Source organism: Sphingobacterium sp. ML3W, assembly GCF_000747525.1.
In the GTDB taxonomy this organism is placed as follows: domain Bacteria; phylum Bacteroidota; class Bacteroidia; order Sphingobacteriales; family Sphingobacteriaceae; genus Sphingobacterium.
Genome location: NZ_CP009278.1, coordinates 4,188,580 through 4,210,715, shown reverse-complemented (window position 1 = coordinate 4,210,715; position 22,136 = coordinate 4,188,580). Strand labels below are relative to the sequence as shown.

22 protein-coding genes are annotated in these 22,136 nt (G+C 35.7%); 10 read left to right on the top strand and 12 right to left on the bottom strand.

Going from position 1 to position 22,136, the window contains the following annotated elements; translation table 11 throughout:
- Positions 1 to 46: 46 nt before the first annotated feature.
- From KO02_RS18060 to KO02_RS18050, 3 genes are all read left to right on the top strand, one after another.
- Positions 47 to 1,249 carry an MFS transporter gene (locus KO02_RS18060; RefSeq protein ID WP_316929677.1) on the top strand — a complete coding sequence of 401 codons (1,203 nt, stop codon included), beginning with the start codon at positions 47 to 49 and terminating at the stop codon, positions 1,247 to 1,249.
- 81 nt (positions 1,250 to 1,330) lie between these two features.
- On the top strand, positions 1,331 to 1,864 hold the full coding sequence (locus KO02_RS18055) for a helix-turn-helix domain-containing protein (protein WP_038700555.1): 534 nt from the start codon (positions 1,331 to 1,333) through the stop codon (positions 1,862 to 1,864).
- A 44-nt stretch (positions 1,865 to 1,908) separates the two neighbouring features.
- On the top strand, positions 1,909 to 2,709 hold the full coding sequence (locus tag KO02_RS18050) for an IS3 family transposase (RefSeq protein ID WP_038702955.1): 801 nt from the start codon (positions 1,909 to 1,911) through the stop codon (positions 2,707 to 2,709).
- 42 nt (positions 2,710 to 2,751) lie between these two features.
- Here the strand turns inward: KO02_RS18050 and KO02_RS18045 are convergent, their stop codons facing one another.
- The 11 genes from KO02_RS18045 to KO02_RS17995 form a co-directional block, all read right to left on the bottom strand.
- On the bottom strand, positions 2,752 to 3,513 hold the full coding sequence (locus tag KO02_RS18045) for an SGNH/GDSL hydrolase family protein (protein ID WP_038700553.1): 762 nt from the start codon (positions 3,511 to 3,513) through the stop codon (positions 2,752 to 2,754).
- Positions 3,514 to 3,550: 37 nt separating this feature from the next.
- Positions 3,551 to 4,738, bottom strand: a complete 1,188-nt coding sequence (locus tag KO02_RS18040) for an aspartate aminotransferase family protein (RefSeq protein WP_038700551.1) — start codon at positions 4,736 to 4,738, stop codon at positions 3,551 to 3,553.
- Positions 4,739 to 4,801: 63 nt separating this feature from the next.
- Positions 4,802 to 5,224, bottom strand: a complete 423-nt coding sequence (locus KO02_RS18035; RefSeq protein ID WP_038700549.1) for a hypothetical protein — start codon at positions 5,222 to 5,224, stop codon at positions 4,802 to 4,804.
- On the bottom strand, positions 5,224 to 6,066 hold the full coding sequence (locus tag KO02_RS18030) for a hypothetical protein (protein ID WP_038700547.1): 843 nt from the start codon (positions 6,064 to 6,066) through the stop codon (positions 5,224 to 5,226). The genes KO02_RS18035 and KO02_RS18030 overlap by 1 nt, the downstream gene beginning before the upstream one ends.
- A 33-nt stretch (positions 6,067 to 6,099) precedes the next feature.
- Positions 6,100 to 6,645, bottom strand: a complete 546-nt coding sequence (locus tag KO02_RS18025) for an RNA polymerase sigma factor (protein ID WP_038700546.1) — start codon at positions 6,643 to 6,645, stop codon at positions 6,100 to 6,102.
- A 23-nt stretch (positions 6,646 to 6,668) separates the two neighbouring features.
- Entirely contained in the window at positions 6,669 to 7,622 is a 954-nt protein-coding gene (locus KO02_RS18020; protein WP_038700543.1) for a transketolase family protein, read from the bottom strand.
- Positions 7,623 to 7,710: 88 nt separating this feature from the next.
- A complete protein-coding gene (locus tag KO02_RS18015; protein ID WP_038700541.1) occupies positions 7,711 to 8,559 on the bottom strand; it encodes a transketolase in 849 nt (282 codons plus the stop codon).
- 389 nt (positions 8,560 to 8,948) lie between these two features.
- The gene (locus tag KO02_RS18010; RefSeq protein WP_038700537.1) at positions 8,949 to 9,503 is read right to left on the bottom strand and encodes a NifU family protein; all 555 of its coding nucleotides are present in this window, start codon (positions 9,501 to 9,503) and stop codon (positions 8,949 to 8,951) included.
- Between the two features lie 74 nt (positions 9,504 to 9,577).
- Positions 9,578 to 10,927: an adenylosuccinate lyase gene (gene purB, locus KO02_RS18005; RefSeq protein ID WP_038700535.1), complete on the bottom strand. Its 1,350-nt coding sequence runs from the start codon at positions 10,925 to 10,927 to the stop codon at positions 9,578 to 9,580.
- 125 nt (positions 10,928 to 11,052) lie between these two features.
- Complete coding sequence (locus KO02_RS18000) at positions 11,053 to 11,268, bottom strand: hypothetical protein (protein ID WP_038700533.1); 216 nt, start codon at positions 11,266 to 11,268, stop codon at positions 11,053 to 11,055.
- A 146-nt stretch (positions 11,269 to 11,414) separates the two neighbouring features.
- On the bottom strand, positions 11,415 to 11,615 hold the full coding sequence (locus KO02_RS17995) for a hypothetical protein (RefSeq protein ID WP_038700531.1): 201 nt from the start codon (positions 11,613 to 11,615) through the stop codon (positions 11,415 to 11,417).
- 244 nt (positions 11,616 to 11,859) lie between these two features.
- Between KO02_RS17995 and KO02_RS17990 the strand changes: the two genes are divergently transcribed.
- The 5 genes from KO02_RS17990 to KO02_RS17970 all read left to right on the top strand — a co-directional run bounded on the left by KO02_RS17990 (position 11,860) and on the right by KO02_RS17970 (position 17,800).
- Positions 11,860 to 13,209, top strand: coding sequence for an acyl-CoA dehydrogenase family protein (locus KO02_RS17990; protein ID WP_038700529.1), 1,350 nt, complete (start codon positions 11,860 to 11,862; stop codon positions 13,207 to 13,209).
- 148 nt (positions 13,210 to 13,357) lie between these two features.
- Positions 13,358 to 14,341: a Gfo/Idh/MocA family protein gene (locus KO02_RS17985; protein WP_038700527.1), complete on the top strand. Its 984-nt coding sequence runs from the start codon at positions 13,358 to 13,360 to the stop codon at positions 14,339 to 14,341.
- 538 nt (positions 14,342 to 14,879) lie between these two features.
- A complete protein-coding gene (locus KO02_RS17980; protein ID WP_038700525.1) occupies positions 14,880 to 16,121 on the top strand; it encodes a glycine betaine/L-proline ABC transporter ATP-binding protein in 1,242 nt (413 codons plus the stop codon).
- 1 nt (position 16,122) lies between these two features.
- Positions 16,123 to 16,950 carry an ABC transporter permease gene (locus KO02_RS17975; RefSeq protein WP_038700523.1) on the top strand — a complete coding sequence of 276 codons (828 nt, stop codon included), beginning with the start codon at positions 16,123 to 16,125 and terminating at the stop codon, positions 16,948 to 16,950.
- 1 nt (position 16,951) lies between these two features.
- Complete coding sequence (locus KO02_RS17970; RefSeq protein ID WP_038700521.1) at positions 16,952 to 17,800, top strand: glycine betaine ABC transporter substrate-binding protein; 849 nt, start codon at positions 16,952 to 16,954, stop codon at positions 17,798 to 17,800.
- A 224-nt stretch (positions 17,801 to 18,024) separates the two neighbouring features.
- Here the strand turns inward: KO02_RS17970 and KO02_RS17965 are convergent, their stop codons facing one another.
- The gene (locus KO02_RS17965; RefSeq protein WP_038700519.1) at positions 18,025 to 18,330 is read right to left on the bottom strand and encodes a DUF4298 domain-containing protein; all 306 of its coding nucleotides are present in this window, start codon (positions 18,328 to 18,330) and stop codon (positions 18,025 to 18,027) included.
- 311 nt (positions 18,331 to 18,641) lie between these two features.
- On the opposite strand from KO02_RS17965, the gene KO02_RS17960 reads away from it, so the two are divergent.
- Both KO02_RS17960 and KO02_RS17955 read left to right on the top strand, forming a co-directional pair.
- Positions 18,642 to 18,992 (top strand): ArsC/Spx/MgsR family protein, encoded by a 351-nt coding sequence (locus KO02_RS17960; protein ID WP_038700517.1) that lies wholly within the window; start codon positions 18,642 to 18,644, stop codon positions 18,990 to 18,992.
- 383 nt (positions 18,993 to 19,375) lie between these two features.
- Positions 19,376 to 21,847 (top strand): glutaminase family protein, encoded by a 2,472-nt coding sequence (locus KO02_RS17955; RefSeq protein ID WP_038700515.1) that lies wholly within the window; start codon positions 19,376 to 19,378, stop codon positions 21,845 to 21,847.
- Positions 21,848 to 22,136 lie beyond the last annotated feature (289 nt).

The following is a 22,136-nucleotide window of genomic DNA, read 5'->3' as shown; positions in this document are numbered from 1 at the left end:
ATAAACAGAAGAGGTTGCTGCGTACAGTAACCTCTTCTTTATGCTTATGGAAGAACAAAAAAATAAAATCAGGCCAGAATTTTCTATTTTACTTGCAGTTAGTTTTGCACATTTATTAAACGATTTAATCCAAGGGGTTATTCCATCAGTTTATCCCCTATTGAAAGAAGAACATCAGTTAAGCTTTTCTCAAATTGGTATTATTACACTTGTTTATCAAATAGCTGCATCAATCTTTCAACCTGTGGTGGGCGCATACACTGATCGGAAACCAGTTCCATACTCGCAGATTATTGGTATGAGCTTCTCTATAGCTGGCATGGCTTTATTTTCCTATGCACCAAGTTATGCGATGATTTTGTGCGCTGTATTTCTAGTTGGTATCGGTTCGTCTATATTTCATCCAGAATCCTCTAGAGTAGCTTATTTGGCTTCAGGTGGTAAACGTAGTATGGCTCAGTCAATCTTTCAAATCGGCGGTAATGCAGGAACTGCTTTAGCACCTATTCTTGTTGCTTATTTGGTGTTGCCAAGGGGGCAGTCTTCTATTGTTTGGTTTTGTGCAATTGGTATAGTTGGACAAATTGTTTCGTATTATATAGGGAATTGGTACAGTGAAAAACTTAAAAATAGAAGCCAAAATTCAAAGTCCACAGTTAGAATACCTGATTTATCTGACACCCGCGTGTATATGACCGTTTTTATATTGATGTTGTTAATTATATCGAAGTATTTTTATATCGCAAGTATTACGAATTACTTTCAATTTTATACAATGGAAAAATTCGGTATAACAGAAATTCAAGCACAAGTATATTTATTTTACTTTTTGATTGCGGTAGCTGCAGGAACATTATTGGGAGGTATTTTTGGCGACCGCTTTGGAAGAAAGTATGTCATTTGGTTTTCAGTATTGGGTGTAGCACCCTTTGCTTTGTTTTTACCTTATGCCGATTATACGATGACTGGAGTTTTGGTGGTTATTATCGGTTTAATTTTATCATCAGCATTCCCAGCAATTATCGTTTATGCGCAAGAATTATTACCTAAAAAATTAGGAATGGTTTCTGGATTATTCTATGGTTTTGCATTTGGAATGGGAGGCTTAGGTTCGGCATTGTTAGGTTGGCAGGCTGACCATACCTCAATTGAATTTATCTATCATATTTGTTCATATCTACCATTAATAGGTGTAGTTGCCTATTTTTTACCCAATTTGCAAAGGATACCTTATAAAGAGGTAATATAAAAATAGCATGGTATCATAAAATAGAAAAGGCGCCTTTATGCAATGCCCCCAAAAAGTTAGACACTTTCTGGGGGCATTTTTATGAGAAAAAACAAAAAACATAGTTTGGAATTCAAACTTAGTATTGTCGATATGATCGTTCAGGGTCAGGGTTCAGCAAAAACCATTGCTAAAAAAAATTCCCTACCCCGAGAGATGGTCAGGCGTTGGCAAATGCAATTCGAGTCGTTTGGCATTGAAGGCTTAAAGCCCCGTGGAGGTAATGCAGTATATTCCCAATCCTTTAAAATCTCCGTACTCCAAATAATTCAAGAAGAAAATCTATCTTTGATGGAGGCCATGCTGCGCTTCAATCTTCCTAGCCCTTCTATTATTGCTAATTGGCGGAAGCAGGTTGAAGCACATGGCTTTGAGGGATTAAAGCCCCAAGTTAAAGGCCGACCACCAATGGAAAAGAATGACAGATTACCTAACAAACGAAAGAAGCGAGCTTCTAAGGTTCCCCTGACTAGGGAGGAACAACTTCAGCAGGAACTGGAGTACCTACGTGCGGAAAATGCTTTGCTAAAAAAGTTACATGCCTTAGTTCAAAAAGACAGTAAGCGCAAGCCATAATGGAACTAAGGCCAAAGTTTAGCTTGGAGATTCTTCTGATCTGCATGCAAAAGGCAAGGAGTACCTTCTATTATTATCTCAAAGATGATAATCGACAGGACAGATATATTCATATCAAAGAGGCGATCAAAAATACCTATCTTGTTCATAAGGGAAGATATGGATATCGTCGTATCACCCTGAGCATTCGTAAGGATGGATATAGAATAAACCACAAGACTGTCTACAGATTGATGGGGGACCTTGGTCTGAAAAGTTCGATCAGGGTTAAAAAATACCGTTCTTACAGAGGAGAACATGGAAAGATAGCGCAAAACATCATTGAGAGAAACTTTAAAGCTGTGAAACCTTTTCAAAAATGGTCGACCGATGTTACCGAATTCCGGGTCAGGGACAAAAAACTATATCTTTCACCGATCATCGACCTGTTCAATCAGGAGATTATTAGTTATAATTTAAGTGATCGACCAAACTTTCGCGGGATAATGGAAATGCTTGATAAGGCCATAGGAAAACTTGATACTGACTCTTCGGGACTCATTCTACATTCCGACCAAGGATGGCAGTACCAAATGGTACAATACCAAAAAAAACTAAAACAAAACGGAATTATACAGAGCATGTCCCGAAAAGGCAATTGCCTGGACAATGCTATAATCGAGAACTTTTTCGGGATCCTTAAATCAGAACTGTATTACCAAAAGAAATATGAATCAACTAATCAACTTGAAAAAGATATAAGAGAATATATCGAATATTATAACAACAACAGAATAAAACTCAATTTAAACGGAATGAGCCCGATGGAATATCGAGCTCATTATAATAACAAATCTAATAACTAAATTTGTCTAAACTTTTGGGGGCACTCTATTTAGGCGCCTTTTCTATTTTATGATATCTAACCAACCCTTTGCCATTAGGCTCGCTCCAGCCATGGTCGTATGTACCCCATCTGTTGTCCAGTAGGATCCAGGAGCATCACGCTCAGCTTGATCAAAAATAGATTGGTATGGAATTAAAGCTGTGTCAAATTCTTTTGATATATCTACACAGGCTGCTTGATATCCTGCGAATTCAGGAAACCAATCGTCCTTTACATGGTTAACATTTTTCACCCCAAATGGTTCACCAATAATCAGTTTCACATTTGGTAATTTCTCTAAGGTTTGTTGTATTAATGTCTGATATTGTTTTTTGAATTGTTCAGGTGTATTAATTGCATTACTATCTTTAGTGCGCCAAAAATCATTTACGCCAATCAGAATGCTCAAAATTGTAGGTTTGAGGTCAATAGTATCTTCCTGCCATCTGTTTTGGAGATCAGGTATTCGATTTCCACTGATGCCTCGATTGTATATCTTGATATTTTTACTGGCAAACTTCTCTAATAAACTGGCGGCAGCTAGATTGGCATAACCATAGCCAAGGGCGCCGTTATCATTGACATTTTTATTATTTCTATCTCGACCATTGTCGGTGATGGAATCACCTTGAAATAAGATGACGTCATTTGGTGTTATGTTTATTTTCTTCGATTTTTTTAAACCGGCTAGCGTTTCTGCCTGAGCAGTAAGCAAATTGGCGTTAGTTAGTAAACTAGCGCCAATAATAGTTTTTGTAATAAATGATCTGCGATTTGTTTTCATATTTAGCTCTTCGTTAGGAAACTAAATATAAAAAAAACTAAGCATATTTTTCTATACCTGCTAGGATAATTTTGCAAGCCTTCTCAATTTCTTCATTTGATATGGTCAAAGGAGGTGCTACTCGCAATGCTGTTTCGCAGTGGAGATACCAATCAATCATGATCCCTTGTTGTGCACAATAATTACTTACATTATATACTTGATCAAAATTTTCAAGTTGGAGACACATCATGAGTCCTTTTCCTCTAATTTCTTTGATTTTAGAATGTTTTAATAGACTTTTAAATAGTTGTTCTTTTTCAGCTACTTGTTCTACTAATTTATTTTCTAATATGACCTCCAGTGATGCTTTTGCAGCAGCACAACTGACGGGGTGCCCTCCAAATGTAGTGATATGGCCTAGCATGGGATTGTCTTTAATTACATCCATAACTTCTTTAGAAGCTACAAATGCACCCAAAGGCATACCACCTCCAATACCTTTGGCAAGCATCAAGATGTCTGGTACCATACCATAATGTTCGAAAGCGAATAACTTTCCTGTTCTTCCAAAACCGGTTTGAATCTCATCGAAGATTAATAATGTTCCTGTTTCATCGCAGCGTTTTCGTAATGCTTGCATATAGTCAACATCAGGTACACGTACACCAGCTTCACCTTGAATAGCCTCAATAATTACTGCCGCAGTTTTTTCAGTTATTAGCTTTAGATCTGAAACATCATTAAATGTTATAAATTCTATTTCTGGTAGTAGTGGAGCATATGCACTATGATATTGTTCATTACCAATAAGACTTAGCGCTCCCTGTGTACTGCCGTGATAAGCTTTTTTAGCAGCTATAATTTGTCTTCTACCTGTAAAACGCTTAGCAACTTTCATACTTCCCTCCACAGCTTCGGCTCCAGAGTTCGTAAAATAGACAGATTGAAAGTGTTTGGGAAGTATCGCTAATAAATCAGTAGCAAACTCTACCTGCGGTGCTTGTACAAACTCTCCGTATACAGTAACATGTAAATATTTTTCAAGTTGTTTTTGGATTGCTTGAATAACTTTTGGATTTCTATGCCCTATATTACTTACATTGAATCCAGATACTAAATCCATATATTCTTCGCCATTTGGCCCATATAAATAAACTCCCTCCGCTTTTGCAATTTCAATCATTCTAGGAGAATTGGAAGTTTGAGCAGTATTTAGCAAAAAAAGTTCGCGGTTACTTAACATCTTATCGTTGTTTTAAAAAAAAGAAGAAGTCTTTTGGACTTCTTTCTATGTACGTATTAATAATTATTTTTTCCGTTTATTTAGCGATTTTATCAAATATTCTCGGAATTCTTGTTCTACTTGAAAGAATTGAGAAGATCGTGCGGTTCCTATTACTTTTGAGAATTTTTCCCGATAATTTTTCTTTATATCTAATTCTTTAGCATCATAAGCAATGACATCACGAGAGCTACCTCGTAAGCTGTTCTTTTTAGGGGTATTACCTGTTTTGGCTTTTTTTACAGTCCACATTTCCCTAGAATATTCATTGTAAATGGGGAAAAAGTCTTGTGCTTCTTTTCGAGTTAGATTCAATTCGCGCGTAATAAAAGCTACTTTTTCATTTTCAATCATTTGAAATCGAGCATTGTCTTGTGCATAAGTTGATGAAAAACCTATAATACAAAAGCACAATACAATAAGTATATTCTTAATTTTTGACATCATTATAACGTATATTTAAGGTAATCCTCTATATCTTCGTTCTTTATTACACCATTCGTGCCTAACATGTCGATATCTGCATCATCTATGTATTTAGCAACATAAAGTAAATCATCGCTATTCCCAGTTTGTGCTAGATAATTAATGATTTCCTGATCGGAGACATGAGTTAGATTGTTTTGATCTTGTAATGAATTCTTATTTTGGATTCCAAAATAACTTCCAATTCCTAATGTAGCAACTAAAGATGCTGCTACGGCATATTTACTCCAAGAAGTTTTATTTTTTATAGAACGAATAGTCGCTTCTTTAGGAAGATTTAAAGTAGAATCAACATGAATTGACTTCGTGATTTTAGCTGTTAAATTATCAAAATAAGTCTTAGGAACCTCAAAACCATCTCGTTCAACTATCTGTTTTAAATTGTCCTCTATTATGTTAGCGGCGATTTGTGTATTAAAATCGTTGAAGTACGAAGGTGGAATATCAAATCCATCATGTGTCACTTTAGATTTTAAATTATCTTCTGATATTTTAGATGAAATATCATTTTGCAAATGAAAAAAATAATTATGTGGCTGGGTGAAGCCATCACTTTGAACTTTTTCCTTTAAATTTTCGGAAGATATTTTAGAGGTGATATTTTCTTGAAGTTTATCAAAATAACCAGCAGGAATATCAAAAGCTTCTTTTTCCTTACATGGTAGCTCCAATTTGACTTGAGACATTAAAGACGTATTTAAATCCTTAAAATAGTTCTCAGGCGTGTCAAAGGGATTTACACGTAATGAATTGGGAAGATTAGGTGCATCCATTCCTTCATGATATGTGTTATTTTCCTTCATAGTAATCTTTAGAGTACCTAAATCCCAAAAGGTTTAATCGTTGTTATGAAAAAAAGCTTCTATTTTTTTTACGGCTAAATGATACGATGCTTTTAAAGCTCCAACACTAGTTCCCAATACTTCAGATATTTCATCATATTTCATATCATCGAAGTACTTCATGTTGAAGACAAGTTTTTGTTTTTCTGGTAAGGTTAATAAAGCTTGTTGTAATTTCATTTGTGCTTTATCACCACTGAAATAGCTACCGCTAGATAAAGAGTCTGCTAAATAAGCAGAACTATCGTCATCTAACGATATGTTCTGCTTAAGTTTTTTCTTATTTAAGAATGTAATACACTCATTGGTCGCGATGCGATAAAGCCACGTATACAATTGAGAGTCTTCACGGAAATTTGCCAAATTGCGCCAGACTTTGATAAAAATGTCTTGAACAACGTCATCCGCGTCATCATGATCAATGACCATTCTTCTCACATGCCAATAGATTTTTTGCTGGTATTTCGTAAGCAGATGATTAAATGCTTCTTCGCGAGTAGCTTCGTTCGCAAATTTTGAAATAATTAAAGCATCTTCCATATATTGACTCTGTGATTTTTGATTTATTTTCTGTTAATAACGCGTTGAACAGCAGCAACAATTGCAGCAGCATTCAAGCCATATTTTTCCATTAATTGAGCAGGAGTACCTGATTCACCAAAGCTATCATCTACAGCTACAAATTCTTGCGGGCTTGGTAAGTTTTTAGCTAATACTTGCGCAACACTATCACCCAATCCACCTAAACGATTGTGCTCCTCAGCAGTAACAACACATTTCGTTTTAGCTACTGACTTTAGGATTGCTTCTTCATCCAATGGTTTAATCGTATGGATATTGATGATTTCAGCATCAATTCCTAATGCTGCTAATTGCTCACCAGCTTGGATAGCTTCCCATACTAAATGTCCTGTTGCAATAATTGTTACATCAGTACCTTCATTCAATGTAATTGCTTTTCCAATTACAAATTCTTGATCAGCAGGCGTGAAATTTGGAACTACCGGACGGCCAAAACGTAAATATACAGGTCCCTCATGTTTTGCAACAGCAATAGTTGCAGCTTTAGTTTGATTGTAATCGCATGGATTAATCACTGTCATTCCAGGTAACATTTTCATCAAACCAATATCTTCTAGGATTTGGTGAGTAGCGCCATCTTCTCCTAAAGTTAAACCAGCGTGTGAAGCTGCTATTTTAACATTTTTATTAGAGTAGGCGATTGATTGACGAATTTGATCGTATACACGACCTGTTGAAAAGTTAGCGAAAGTACCAGTAAATGGAACTTTACCACCAATTGTCAAACCAGCAGCAATTCCCATCATGTTAGCCTCAGCAATGCCAATTTGGAAAAAACGATCTGGAAATTCGTTTATAAAATCGTTCATTTTTAATGACCCGATTAAGTCAGCACATAAAGCAACAACATTTTCGTTTTGTTTACCTGCTTCTAATAATCCAGCTCCAAATCCTGAACGGGTATCTTTTGATTCTGTGAAAGTATATTTTTTCATTGTTTACTAGTATTTAGATATTAGGAGATAGTATTTAGATCTTATCAAAATTTCTAAAATCTAATGGCTAATATCTATTATCTAAAAATTAATAATCGCCTAAAGTTTCTGTTAATTGACCTAAAGCAGAAGCTAATTGGTCATTGTTAGGAGCTACACCATGCCATTTGTGAGATCCCATCATGAAGTCAACACCGTTCCCCATTTCAGTATGCAATAATATAATTACGGGTTTTCCCTTTCCTGTATGAGCTTTAGCTTCTTCAAGACCAGCAACTACAGAAGCCATATCATTACCTTTTTCTACTTCTAATACATCCCAACCGAAAGCTTCCCATTTAGCACGAAGATCTCCTAAAGAAAGTACTTGATCTGTAGAACCATCTATTTGAGCACGGTTGTAATCAACTGTTGCAATTAGATTGTCAATTTTATTATGAGGAGCATACATTGCTGCTTCCCAAACCTGACCTTCTTGCAATTCGCCATCTCCCATTAAAACATAAACAAGGTTTGAATCTTTGTTTAATTTTTTTGCTTGAGCAGCACCAATTCCAGCAGAAAGTCCCTGACCTAATGAACCAGATGCAATACGAATACCAGGAAGGTTATCGTGAGTTGTCGGGTGCCCTTGAAGACGAGTGTTGATTTTTCTAAAAGTTGCCAACTCACTTACTTCAAAGTATCCTGCACGAGCAAGGGTACTGTAAAAAACTGGTGAAATGTGACCATTTGATAAGAAAAATAAATCTTCTCCGATGCCATCCATATTGAAAGATGGATTATGTTTCATCGTATTGAAATAAAGGGCTACAAAGTAATCCGTACAACCTAATGAACCACCTGGGTGGCCAGATTGACAAGCATGTACCATACGTACGATGTCACGTCTTACTTGTGATGCAATTTGTTCTAGTTTATTGATATCTGCACTCATTTTATTATATTGATTTCACAATTAGCCGTAAAGTTAGTCATTTTTAACAGAGTGGGGGTATAAAATGTAAATTTTAAAGTCAAAATAACTATTCAAAATTGACTTTGATAGGGTCTCATTTAGAATACAATTGTTTTCTCTTATATTATTTTTGTAAAATAATATAAGAGTACTTATTATCTACGGTTTGTATGGGATAAAACAGGATATCAGCTTATGATATATTACCAGTTTAAGATCATTATTATCCATAGAATTTACAATTGAGCAATTGAAACTAAAGGGAAGTCCACTCTTATAGAAAGTTATTTGGTGTCTGTTAAATTTGTTTATAAAAAATAAAGGCCATCCAACATGGACGGCCTTTATTTTTTATAAAATATCTTGACTTACATCGCTTCCGCTACAACTTCTACAACTTCTGGAACCATGCGTTTCATTAAACCTTCAATACCAGATTTTAAAGTAATACTGGAAGAAGGACAGCCACTGCATGAGCCACGTAGTTCTACAGTCACGGTACCATCATTAAAAGATTTGTAAGCAATTGCTCCACCATCTTGCTCTACAGCAGGGCGTACATAGTCATGTAAAACTTGTTGAATTTTAATTTCAACCTCTGTACCTTCAAAAGCCACTTCTTCCGTATGTTCAATAGGTTTTACAGCAAGCTCAGATTCGATAGCACCCTTAATAAAGTCTTTTAAAAGCGCTTCGATATCGCTCCATTCAGCATCCTCACTTTTTGTGATTGTCACAAAGTTACTTGCGAAAAATACACCATTTACAAAATTGAATTTAAATAATTCTTTTGCAAAGGCAGATTCTTGTGCTTTATCCTTATCTGCATAATCCAAACTACCGTTGATCAATAACTTATTGACCAAAAATTTCATCGTAGATGGATTTGGAGTGGATTCTGTATATACGTTAATTGTTGCCATATTAATCTGTGTCTATTTCAAATAACAAATATAAGCTAAATATCAGTTGATCTTAGTCATTAAAGCGTAAAAGCTTAAAGTGTTACACCCGTATAGTTAGACGGAGTGATTGATTTTAATTCCGCTTTTATTTTATCAGTAACATTTAAATTGTTAACAAATTCAGCAATCGTTTCTTCCGTTACATGCGTATTTGTACGTGTTAAATCTTTCAGAGCCTCATAAGGTTTAGGATACCCCTCTCTTCTCAGCACTGTTTGAATCGCTTCCGCAACAACAGCCCAATTGTTATTTAAATCTGCTTTTAGGGCATTTTCATTCAAAATCAATTTATTTAGACCTCTTAACGTTGATTTGATGGCAATAAGTGTATGTGCAAAGGGAACGCCTATATTTCGGAGTACAGTTGAATCTGTTAAATCACGTTGTAAACGTGAGATAGGTAGTTTTGCAGCTAAATGTTCAAATAGTGCATTTGCGATTCCTAAATTTCCTTCTGCATTTTCAAAATCAATTGGATTGACCTTATGTGGCATTGCAGAAGAACCAATTTGTCCAGCAGTTATTTTTTGCTTAAAGTACTCCATTGAAACGTATGTCCAGATGTCGCGACATAAATCGATTAAAATCGTATTAATGCGTTTGAATGCATCGCAACTAGCAGCAAAATTATCGTAATGCTCAATTTGAGTAGTTGTTTGTGAACGGTTTAATCCTAGAGATTCATTAACAAATTTATTTCCAAAATCGACCCAATCCGTCTGAGGATATGCTACATGATGTGCATTGAAGTTACCTGTGGCACCGCCAAATTTTGCAGAATATGGTATCGCATTCAATTGTTCAAATTGGCGTTGTAAACGTTCTACAAAAACCTTGATTTCTTTACCTAATCGAGTTGGAGAGGCGGGTTGCCCATGCGTACGTGCCAACATCGATACATGAGACCACTCTGAAGATAATGTCGTTAATCTGTTTATCAACTCTTCAATCGCAGGGGTATAGACATCTGCAACAGCAGCTTTCCAAGAATATGGTATTGCTGTATTGTTGATATCTTGAGAGGTTAAACCAAAATGAATAAATTCTAAGGAATCATGTAGGCCTAGTTTTTCGAATTGATCTTTCAAAAAATATTCAACTGCTTTTACATCATGGTTGGTAACCTTTTCAGTATTTTTAATCCAAATAGCATCCTCTTCTGTAAAATTTCTATAAATATCGCGTAGTTTTTCATTAAGAGATCCATCAAAATGACCTAACTGTTCAATTCCTGATTGTGAAAGGGCAATGAAATATTCAACTTCTACTAAAACTCTGTGTTTGATTAACGCAAATTCTGAAAAATAAGCCGCTAATTCTTGAGTTGCGTTATAATAACGACCGTCTACTGGAGATACGGCGGTGAGCGATGATAAGGCCATAATACGTTTTTGTTTATGCAAAGGTAGAAAATTGCACGCAGCTTATCAATTTAATCAGACGTATATAACAAAAAAAAGCCCCAAAACTTGGGGCTTTTATATTTTTTAAAATCAGTTTCCTGAAATTAGTTAGCTTTTGCTGAATCAATAGCAACGTTAGCTGAATCAACTACAGTTTTAGCTGAATCGATAGCTACATTAGCTGAATCGATAACTGCGTTAGCTGAATCGATAGCTGTTGAATCAGAAGAAGTTTCTGATTTGTTTGCAGTACCATTACAAGAAGCGAAAGCTACAGTTAAAGCTAATCCTAAGAAAGCGAATTTGAATGAATTTTTCATTTTGATTTTATTAAATTTTATTAAATTTCTTTATTCATAGGTTTATACCTTAAATATGAAAAGGTAACCCATTTATTTTATTTTTTTTTTGAATTAAATAACACATTGTGAAAATGTAAGTATTTAGTTCATTATCAGTACTAAAATTATTTAGTAACAGTTGTGTCAACATTTATTGCAGCCGAATCAACTGTAGTTAAAGTTGAATCAATTGCTGTTTCTGTAGAGTCAACTAGATTAGCAGTCGAATCATCAGTAGTATTCGTTTTAGTTTCAGCACCACCACATGAAGCGAAAGCTACTGTTAAAGCTAATCCTAAGAAAGCGAATTTGAATGTGTTTTTCATTTTGATTTTTCTAAATTAATGGAAACAAAATTGTTATTATACTTATTAATACTTGAAATGTTAAAAGGTAACCTTAAGAAATAAAATATTATCAAGTTTTATTTTTTCAATTTGGTAGCCAGTGACTTATGGTTTGTTTTTCTTTTATTGTTCTAATTGATAGTTGCTGATTTTAGCACTTTACCCAATAAAAAATGTATCTTGAAGAGGAAAATTGTAAATAATTAAACTAAAGAATGAGACTATGTTTGATAAAATTAGAAGCATATTGAAATTACTGAAAACAGTTGATTTAGAAAAATTGCAACAGGTTTCTCAAAAAGTTGATTTAGGTCAGGTCCTACATGCGGTATCCAAAATGGATGATAACCAACTGAAGGGAGCTATGAAATTACTCACTGCAACGGGTAAGCAAAAAGAATTACCTCCTATAAACGGGGATTTTTATCATGTGGAATCGAAATTATCACCAGAAGACCGGTTGACACAATTGAAAGTTCGCGAATTTATGGAGAAAGAAATCAGCCCAATTGTTAATAATTATTGGCTGAGAGATGAATTTCCTTTTGAAATTATTGAAAAATTTGCAGCATTAAATATCTGTGGATATACATATGAAGGATATGGGTGTGCAGGAGGAAGTTCTTTGATGGAGGGTGTAATTGCTGCGGAAATCGCGCGTGTGGATGCCTCAATTGCTACTTTTTTCGGTGTCCAAAGTGGCTTAGCTATGGGGTCAATATATTTATGTGGATCCGCTGAACAAAAAGAAGAATGGTTGCCTCGTATGCAGCAGATGAAAATAATTGGTGCTTTCGGGTTGACGGAACCTGAGGTAGGATCTGGAGCTGCGGGAGGGTTGACCTGTACGTGTAAAAAGACAGCGAGAGGTTGGGTGTTAAATGGACAGAAAAAGTGGATTGGCAATGCTACATTTTCAGATATAACTATTATATGGGCACGAGATCTTGATGATGGACAAGTTAAAGGATTCATCGTACGAAAAGAAAATACTGGTTTTGCTGTTGAAAAGATTAAGGGCAAAATGGCATTACGTATCGTTCAAAATGGATTAATCACCCTCACTGATTGTTTAGTTACAGAATCTGATCGATTACAAAATGCAAATAGCTTTAAAGATACTGCAAAAGTCTTGCAGATGACCCGGGCAGGAGTAGCATGGATGGCGGTCGGTTGTGCCAGAGGGGCATATGAGAATGCTTTAGATTATACAAGAAAAAGGAAACAGTTTGGCAAACCAATTGCTTCGTTTCAATTGATTCAAAATCACTTGGTTGAGATGTTGTCAAATTTGACAGCAATGCAAACTTTGGTTTATCGCTTATCCGAATTACAAGATAATGGCGAGTTGAAAGATGAGCATGCTTCATTAGCTAAAGTTTTTTGCTCCTTACGAACTAGAGATATTGTATCAAAGGCTAGAGAAGTGATGGGTGGAAATGGAATTTTATTGGAATATAACGTTGCACGTTTTTTAGCTGATGCCGAAGCCATTTATTCTTACGAAGGTACTAAAGAGATTAACTCGTTAATAGTGGGCAGAAGTATTACTGGTTTTAGCGCATTTGTTTAATATTCAAGTAAATTAAAAGTACGGAGATGCTATTAATATTTCATTAAATAGTTTGAACAAAAATGAATGGACGTTAATAAGAACTGTTATGAAATTAAATAATAGCAGATCTTCGGTAATCTTACGCTTTAAATTCTGATAATTATATATGAACGATAAAAAAATATTTTGGGGAATTATTGGTTGTGGAGACGTTACTGAACAGAAGAGTGGTCCAGCATTTAATAAAATAAAGGATAGTAAGCTTTTGGCCGTAATGCGTAGAAATGCTGACAAGGCAGCTGATTATGCCCACCGCCATCAAGTGGAATTTTGGTATTCAGATGCGGATAGTTTGTTAAGTAACCCATTAGTCAATGCGATTTACATTGCGACTCCACCTTCTTCACATCTTGAATATGCAATACGTGCTCTAAAACTAGGTAAAGCTGTTTATGTCGAAAAACCTGTTACTATCAATGCCAGGGAAGCTACGTTATTAGGAAAAGCTGTTCATCAATATAATGGTAAACTTGTAGTGGCACATTACAGAAGGAAACTTCCTATGTTTTTGAAAATCAAAAAAATGATTGATGAAGGCGTGATAGGTACCATCCGTATAGTTACGTTGCGACTATGGCAGAATAGGACCCATGCCTTGGCTACAAAGGAAGAAGTCGGTTGGAGGACTAATGCTGAAATATCGGGTGGGGGATATTTCTTAGACCTTTCCCCCCATCAATTGGATTTGATGCTTTATTTCTTTGGCCCTCCTTTATCTTATAGTGGTTTTAGTCAGATACAGGTTTCTAACCAGCAGGTTGCAGACCAAACTACGGGTACTATTTTATTCGACAACAAAATCTTATTTAACGGTAGTTGGTGTTTTAATGTTGCTAAACAAGACGAAATCGACTGCTGTGAAATTATAGGAGATTCGGGGAGCTTGAGGTTTTCCATATTTGGAAATAAGCTGATTATAAAAAATGAGAACGGAGAACAGGAATTTTCCTTTACTCATCCTGAAAATATTGAATACCCTATGATAAGGAGTGCAGTGAATTATTTTTTGGATAGCGAGTCAAATCCTTCTTCAATAGAGGAAGCTATCATTTTAATGAAAATCATAGATAATTTTGCTAAGGTTATTTGATGTTCACTTTTAATGCTTTTATTGACCAAGGTAATCGTTGATTTTCGATTATGAAAGGCAGTCCTATTGTATGTAATTTAATGTGATGAAGTGTTACTTTTTGTATTAACTCGTTGGTTATTAGTGTTTTTTTTAGCGACTCTGTCTCACAGTGTCTTAGCTCATCTTTAAGGGCTTAAATTTATTTTTACTACCTTTGTCCTGTCGTTAGACACGGAGGCATGAGTTTGTTCCGTTATTGTTAAGCTCTTTTTTGGAGCATTATCTAAGTTCTTCGCTATATACTTGTCAAAGTATACTGGAGATGTTTTTTAATATCTCATCTTATAAAAGATTTTTTCTTTTTCATGATTTCTCTTCCTCGTACTGGGAATAAATTGAGTTAAATTATTAAGTGGATTGAACAAAAGTTAGATTTTCGGTCGAACTATTTCAACATTATGGGATATTTTATGTTATGCAATAACATGGGTGTCTTATCTGTTGATTATGCCATATGTGAAATGACGATTCATTTAAGTTTAAATAAATTTTAAAGATGGATAATAGTAGAAAAGTTAAGATAAAAGTCGAAGACTTAACCATTGTTTTCGGTAAGCAGAAAAAGCAAGCACTTAAATTACTGGATGAAGGTTATTCAAAGAAAACTATTCTAGAAAAAACGGGATGTACAATAGGTATCAATAAAGCTAATTTTGAAATCTATGAGGGCGAATTTTTTGTTATCATGGGACTGTCCGGTAGTGGTAAGTCTACTTTGTTACGCTGTTTGAACCGCTTGAACGAACCGACCATGGGTAAAGTTTTTATCAATGACGATGATATTACGAGTAAGAATAATAAGGAGCTTTTGCAAGTAAGAAGAACTGAAATGAGCATGGTTTTTCAAAAGTTTGGTTTGCTTCCCCATCATACAGTCTTGAATAATGCAGCTTTTGGTTTAGAAATAAGGGGGGAGGATAAAGAAACAAGAGAAGCTAAGGCTCAAAGTGCTCTTGAAATTGTAGGATTAAGCGGGTTTGAACAACAATTTCCATCCCAGCTTTCAGGCGGTATGCAGCAACGCGTAGGATTGGCCCGAGCTTTAGCAAATGACCCCGAGGTCTTACTCATGGATGAAGCTTTTTCGGCATTAGATCCTTTGATTAAATCTGAAATGCAGGATCAGTTACTTGACCTACAAGATACTTTGCAGAAAACAATTGTTTTCATAACCCACGATTTGGATGAAGCAATCAAGTTAGGTGATCGTATCGTAATTATGAAAGACGGTGTTATTGAGCAAATAGGTAGAGCAGAGGATATCTTGACAAACCCGGCAAGTGATTATGTGAAAGCTTTTGTAGATAAAGTAGATCGTAAATCTATCATCACAGCGGGTTCACTAATGTTTGAAAAATTAACAGTCGTACGTTTTAAAAAGGATGGACCTGAAGGTGCACTTCGTAAAATGCGATCCACAGGGATGGATATTCTACCCGTTGTAGATTTACATGATACATTTTTGGGCTTTGTAAATATTAATGAGGTTATTCAATCGGCGAAACGCAAAGAGCCAACAGTAGCCTCTATTATTCATTCGAATGTACCCTCAGTTTTTAAAGATGTAACAGTTGAGGAGATGTTGCCTTTGATTTCAGAAACTAAATCTCCGATTGCAGTCGTCAATGATCAGAACAGACTGTTGGGAATAGTGACGCAAACATCGCTCATTATCGAAGCAACTAGATTTAATGAAGAGGAAATTAACGAATTAAAAGAAAAAGCAAATAATCAATAAAATGAGTAAAGTAATAGATATAGGTCAGTATATAGAGGTACTTGTCAATTGGTTGACAGATAACTTGAAACCGTTGTTCGATGTTATTAAGAACACGGGGAATTCTTCCATTCTGGGGATTGAATGGGTACTCTTAGCCATTCCATTTTTCATAGTAATAGCTCTTTTTACCAGCCTAGCGTGGTGGAAATCAGGTAAAGGTGTGGCAGTAACCACATTGGTGGGGTTGACATTGATTTACTTAATGGGATTTTGGCGGGAAACTATGGAGACTCTAGCCCTTGTCTTGGTAGCAACCTTGACAGCTTTGGTTGCTTCAGTTCCACTAGGGATATGGGCTGCGAAGAATAAACTTGCTGCTAAAATTATCCGCCCAATGCTAGATTTAATGCAAACAATGCCCGCTTTTGTATATTTGATACCAGCGGTATTATTTTTTAGTATCGGAAAAGTACCTGGGGCATTTGCAACGATTATTTTCGCGATGCCACCAGCAGTTCGCTTGACTACGTTGGGAATAGAAGCTGTGCCGAAAGACATAGTAGAGGCCGCCCGTGCTTTTGGTGCCACCAATAGGCAAATTTTATTTAAAGTTGAATTACCATTGGCGACCAAAACTATTTTAGCAGGAATAAACCAGACCATATTATTATCGCTATCGATGGTCGTTATAGCCGGAATGATTGCTGCAGGAGGTTTAGGTGAGAAGGTTCTTGAAGGGATTAACAATTTAGATATAGGTCTTGGTTTTGAAAGTGGTTTATCTGTTGTGATTTTAGCAATTATTCTGGATCGGATAACTCAGGGTTTTGTTAAGAATAAAAAATAACATGAGAAAATTAAAAATAGTATTGATATGGAGCGTTATTTTACTGCTAAGTGCATGTAGTCCTGTCAAGAATAGAAAATACATTAACGTTGGAATGGTTGACGGGTGGGCAGAAGGTGTCGCTATGACTTATGTAGCCAAAGCGGTTCTCGAAGAGTTGGACTACCATGTCGTGATTCAGAGGGCGACTCCAGATATGATATTAGCTTCCATGAATAATGGGGATACAGATCTTTATATGGATGTCTGGCTTCCATTAACTCATGGTGATAAAATTGCTAAATTCCCAAATCTTGTAGAATTGGGAACTAGTTATGATCACGCGAAGAATGGACTTGTAGTACCAGATTATGTTACGATTAATGCAATTGAAGAATTAAAAGACCATGAGGTACAATTTAAAAAGCAGATTATTGGAATCGAAAAGGGTGCGGGTATTACTGCAGCAGTGGATCGGACGATAGAAGAGTATGGTTTGAATTACAGGCAGGTGAATTCATCTACTGTGGCTATGATTACTGAATTGCAAAATGCAATTAAGGAGCATCGTTGGATTGTAGTTGCTGGTTGGCAGCCACATTGGATGTTTGGTAAGATGAAATTGAAGTTTTTGGAAGATTCAAAAAAATCTTTAGGAACGACAGAGCAAATTAAAATTTACTCAAGGAAAGAGTTTCCTCTTGATCAGCCTGAACTCACACATTTCTTTTCGCATGTTCATTTTGAACTTGAAACAATGTCCGATTTGTTAACGAAAATGGAAGCCAGCAAGGATAAAGAGGCGACGGCTAAAGTTTGGGTTGATGAAAATAGATCTTTAGTCAACGAATGGCTGAAGGGCGAATCTTAAAGTAGAAGTAAAATATATAAAGTTCAAATCATAAAAATAGTTTGGACTTTATATATTTTATGACCTTCAAGCGCGCCTGGCATTCAGTAAGTTTTCCTTCCTCAATCCAATGGGAAGTTCCTTTTTTAATTTAAATATTGTGCAGCTAATGAAATGCTTTAGTAATTCTATTAGTTTTTGTCAGTGAGTTTATTGTGAATCTATAATTTGACAAAGCAGAATTATCAATTATCTAAAATATTTGCAGCAGTTTTTATGAGCTGTATAGCTAAACTATGTTGTTCTACTATCAGATTATAAATAGCATCTTCGCTTAATACACCACAGCGCACATCAGAAGGTATGGTGCCTTGGTCATAAGCTTCGACATCATCTCTCCATACGCTACTATTGTAATAAGAGATCAATTCTTGAAAATCAATTTGTGCACCTGCCCATTTTTCACGCATTTTTTCGACTTCTGTAACAAGCTCTTGTAGTTTATTTAAATGGTCTTCCATTTTTATAATATTATCTATTCTTTCTTTCATGATAAGGATGGGTTGCGATAATGTCAATTGAATAATTTTATGAATGCTAAGTTATTGTGGTGAATATAAGGAAGACTTTTATCAAAAGCCCCACGCGTGATAGCTGGTAATTTCAAAGTTTCATTTCTCATTTTTTATGTTTTGTTCATTTTTATATTATTGTTGTTAATAGAATAGAACATATAAAAGAATTGTTTAGAAAAAGTAGTCGATTAGTTTTTAAATTAGCATATCGCAGCTTCATAACTGTTAATATGTAACGTTGCTTGTAATTGCTACGATTTAATTTTTAAGATTATTAAATAGGAATCATGATAAAGATCTATCATAACAAAATGTGCAGTAAAAGTTGTGCTGTACTGGATTTACTGCAAGAACATCAGTTGGACCTGCAGATACAGGAATACATCCACGATGTTCCTACAAAAGATGAATTGCTTGAATTGTTGACTTTACTCAAGCTAAAACCACTGGAGTTGATTCGTCATCATGAGCCTCTATTTCAGGAAAAGTACGCGGATATGCCATTAACTGATGAAGAGTGGGTGGATATTATGTTGGAAAACCCTATACTTATTGAGCGTCCTATTGTCGTAAAGGGAGGGAAAGCAGTTATTGGGCGGCCAATAGAAAAAGTAATTAATTTATTAAAGGGAGAGTAATGGATATTAAGAACCCTCCTTATACGTTCTTATAGTGATTTCTTTCTTCAGAAATTATAGGGTTCGCTTAATTTTAATCACATCCAAAGTTCAATAAGTTTGTGTGATTAAGCAATTCTTATTTGATGAGTCATTACCTATAACATCAGGCTGATTGTCGTCAACCTCTAAATGAAATTAATTGTTTCGCATTTATAACTTGATAAGAATTGAGCATAAAATGATACGGAGTGTCTGTTGATTCTAAAATATTAGAACTTAATTTGGTGTTTAGAAACAAACTGAAATTGTATAAACTTAAAAATTAATGCAGATGCTCGTATTGGTAAGATTATCGTCCATCTTGATATTATGTTGAAACCTTTCAAAACCCGATTAATGCTATGAACAAACGTAAAAAAATGAACGCATGGGGTTTACTATGCTGTTTAATGACGACTGTCTTTCAACTGCAGGCGCAGGATAGAAAAGCACCCGCATACCCGCTAATTACTCATAATCCCAATTTTAGTATCTGGTCGACTACCGATCAATTGAATGCATCCACCACCCAACATTGGACAGGTGCGGATCATTCCTTATTGGGATTGATTAATGTCGATGGAAACATCTACCGCTTCCTAGGCAAAGAAGAACCTAATTATAAAACGATTCTCAGCACATCTGAAGACAAACCTTATTCTGTTCAATATACTGAAACTAAGCCGAACAGTGAGTGGTCCTCTCTTGGTTATAAAGCAAATGATTGGAAATCTGGCACATCACCTATAGGTGATGATGAAAAAAATGTAAAAACTCTATGGAAGTCAGATGATGTCTGGGTAAGGCGTACATTCAATATTGCCAATCCAGCCAATATCAATGAACTTTTTTTAAAAATGAACCATGACGACAATATCGAGGTGTTTCTGAATGGAAAAATGGTATATGAGAAAACTGGTTGGACGAATAGTTTTCAATATTTACCGATTAATAAAGCTGATTTGAAAGTAGGAGAAAATGTGATTGCTATAAAATTAGCGAATACTGCTGGTGGGCGGTTCCTTGATTTTGGCTTAGTTGATAGGTTGAAAGAAACTGGACCCAAAATACAAGCGGCTGTGCAGAAAAATGTAGAAGTTACTGCCACTCAAACGATATATAACTTTGAAGCTGGTAAAGTCAATTTGAAACTTACCTTCACTTCACCATTGCTTATGGATGATTTAAGTTTATTGTCGAGACCAGTTTCTTACATTACTTATAGTGTAAAGGCTAATGACGGAAAAAAACATGCCGTAAAAGTATTGCTAGGTGCATCATCAAATATTGCAGTATATAATCCTGCTCAAGAAGTAACGGCGGAGAAATATACAACCGATAAATTATCCATATTAAAAACAGGTACCACTGAACAGCCAGTTTTACAAAAAGGTGCGGATGATATGCGTATCGACTGGGGATACTTTTATGTAGCTGCACCAAAAGTATTTGGCGCCGAACAATTTATAACTCCGCTAGCATCTGCTATTGATCATTTTAGAAAAGGATCTAGCCTTTCTACAGCATCTAAAGGATATTCATTATCATTGAATACGGTTATTCCTTTTGGTACAGTTGGCAATCTCGAAGTGGAGCGTTTCATTGAGTTAGGTTATGATGAAATATACGCTGTTCAATATTTTAAAAGTAATCTAAGACCTTGGTGGAATAACTCAGGAAAAGAGACCATGGAAAATCAACTCGCTATAGCAGCTCGCGAATACCAATCTGTTATGAACAAATGCAGTGCATTTGATAAAGAGGTCTATAGCGATGCAGTTAAATCGGGGGGGCATGAATATGCGCACCTGACGGCATTGGCTTATCGTCAGAGTATTGCTGCTCATACATTAGTACAGAGTCCAAAACACGAATTATTATGGTTATCAAAGGAGAATAATAGTGGTGGTTTTATTAACACGGTAGACGTCACATATCCCTCAGCTCCATTATATCTTATCTACAACCCTGAATTATTAAAGGGAATGTTGAATGGTATATTCTACTTCAGCGAAAGTGGTCAATACCCGCACCCGTGGGCAGCACATGATTTGGGTACCTATCCTTTGGCAAATGGTCAAACATATGGCGAACCTATGCCAGTTGAGGAATCGGGTAATATGATTATTTTGACAGCAGCCATTACGAAAGTGCAGCATGATGCCAGCTATGCTAAGAAACACTGGAAAACACTTACCACTTGGGTTAACTATCTTGTCCAGGAGGGATTTGACCCCAAAACCCAATTGTGTACTGATGACTTTGCAGGTCATTTGGCACGTAATGCCAACCTTTCAGTAAAAGCGATTGTAGCCATTGCCAGTTATGCGCAAATGGCTGAGGAGCTAGGTGAAACTGAAACAGCTAAGGAGTACCGAGCAATTGCCGAAGGAATGGTTCCGAAATGGATTGAATTGACCGATGCAGGCGATCACTATGCGCTTACATTCGATGATAAAAATACGTGGAGTCAAAAATATAACTTAATTTGGGATAAGGTATTAGGATTGAATTTATTTCCACAGAAAGTCTATGATACCGAAATCAAATATTATCTAACAAAGCAAAATAAATTTGGTATACCGTTGGATAGTAGAAAGGCATATACAAAAAATGATTGGATTTTGTGGACAGCAACCTTTGCCCCAACAAGTCAAGAGTTTGAAGCCTTGGTGAAACCCGTTTACAGACATGCAGTTGAGACCGAATCACGAGTGCCACTTAATGATTTTTACGATTCAAATACAGGAATTCGTGAAAACTTTAAGGCTCGTAGTGTGGTAGGTGGTTTCTATATGAAACTCTTATCTGATAAGCTTCAGATGAATAATTAAATGGCAACATCATTATCAAAAAGTAATTAAATCGTTCGATTAAAAAATAGCGCTTAACAAGAAACGGGGCCAAAGGTCCCGTTTCTTGTTAATTCAAAAAAACTAACTTATCCAAATGGGTTGATAGATCGTCTATGCAAGGTATAAGATATTAATACCTATTCCTTTACTGCTAACTTCACAATAATTCATCTAGAACAAGATATATGATCAATATAGTTACTCTTGAGCAGGTAAAATCACGTGGAGTAGAGAATCGACTTATGTCAGTTCTTTGTTTGCTTTTGAG

Excerpts from the sequence above, each read along its gene's own strand:
- KO02_RS18020 (WP_038700543.1), bottom strand. The coding sequence starts at position 7,622 with ATGAAAAAATATACTTTCACAGAATCAAAAGATACCCGTTCAGGATTT.
- KO02_RS18035 (WP_038700549.1), bottom strand. The coding sequence starts at position 5,224 with ATGATGTCAAAAATTAAGAATATACTTATTGTATTGTGCTTTTGTATT.
- KO02_RS18045 (WP_038700553.1), bottom strand. The coding sequence starts at position 3,513 with ATGAAAACAAATCGCAGATCATTTATTACAAAAACTATTATTGGCGCT.
- KO02_RS18055 (WP_038700555.1), top strand. The coding sequence starts at position 1,331 with ATGAGAAAAAACAAAAAACATAGTTTGGAATTCAAACTTAGTATTGTC.
- KO02_RS18025 (WP_038700546.1), bottom strand. The coding sequence starts at position 6,645 with ATGGAAGATGCTTTAATTATTTCAAAATTTGCGAACGAAGCTACTCGC.
- KO02_RS17985 (WP_038700527.1), top strand. The coding sequence starts at position 13,358 with ATGAACGATAAAAAAATATTTTGGGGAATTATTGGTTGTGGAGACGTT.
- KO02_RS17965 (WP_038700519.1), bottom strand. The coding sequence starts at position 18,330 with ATGAAAGAAAGAATAGATAATATTATAAAAATGGAAGACCATTTAAAT.
- KO02_RS17955 (WP_038700515.1), top strand. The coding sequence starts at position 19,376 with ATGAACAAACGTAAAAAAATGAACGCATGGGGTTTACTATGCTGTTTA.
- KO02_RS18010 (WP_038700537.1), bottom strand. The coding sequence starts at position 9,503 with ATGGCAACAATTAACGTATATACAGAATCCACTCCAAATCCATCTACG.
- purB (WP_038700535.1), bottom strand. The coding sequence starts at position 10,927 with ATGGCCTTATCATCGCTCACCGCCGTATCTCCAGTAGACGGTCGTTAT.
- KO02_RS17970 (WP_038700521.1), top strand. The coding sequence starts at position 16,952 with ATGAGAAAATTAAAAATAGTATTGATATGGAGCGTTATTTTACTGCTA.
- KO02_RS17980 (WP_038700525.1), top strand. The coding sequence starts at position 14,880 with ATGGATAATAGTAGAAAAGTTAAGATAAAAGTCGAAGACTTAACCATT.
- KO02_RS18060 (WP_316929677.1), top strand. The coding sequence starts at position 47 with ATGGAAGAACAAAAAAATAAAATCAGGCCAGAATTTTCTATTTTACTT.
- KO02_RS17995 (WP_038700531.1), bottom strand. The coding sequence starts at position 11,615 with ATGAAAAACACATTCAAATTCGCTTTCTTAGGATTAGCTTTAACAGTA.
- KO02_RS18030 (WP_038700547.1), bottom strand. The coding sequence starts at position 6,066 with ATGAAGGAAAATAACACATATCATGAAGGAATGGATGCACCTAATCTT.
- KO02_RS18050 (WP_038702955.1), top strand. The coding sequence starts at position 1,909 with ATGCAAAAGGCAAGGAGTACCTTCTATTATTATCTCAAAGATGATAAT.
- KO02_RS18015 (WP_038700541.1), bottom strand. The coding sequence starts at position 8,559 with ATGAGTGCAGATATCAATAAACTAGAACAAATTGCATCACAAGTAAGA.
- KO02_RS17975 (WP_038700523.1), top strand. The coding sequence starts at position 16,123 with ATGAGTAAAGTAATAGATATAGGTCAGTATATAGAGGTACTTGTCAAT.
- KO02_RS18000 (WP_038700533.1), bottom strand. The coding sequence starts at position 11,268 with ATGAAAAATTCATTCAAATTCGCTTTCTTAGGATTAGCTTTAACTGTA.
- KO02_RS18040 (WP_038700551.1), bottom strand. The coding sequence starts at position 4,738 with ATGTTAAGTAACCGCGAACTTTTTTTGCTAAATACTGCTCAAACTTCC.
- KO02_RS17990 (WP_038700529.1), top strand. The coding sequence starts at position 11,860 with ATGTTTGATAAAATTAGAAGCATATTGAAATTACTGAAAACAGTTGAT.
- KO02_RS17960 (WP_038700517.1), top strand. The coding sequence starts at position 18,642 with ATGATAAAGATCTATCATAACAAAATGTGCAGTAAAAGTTGTGCTGTA.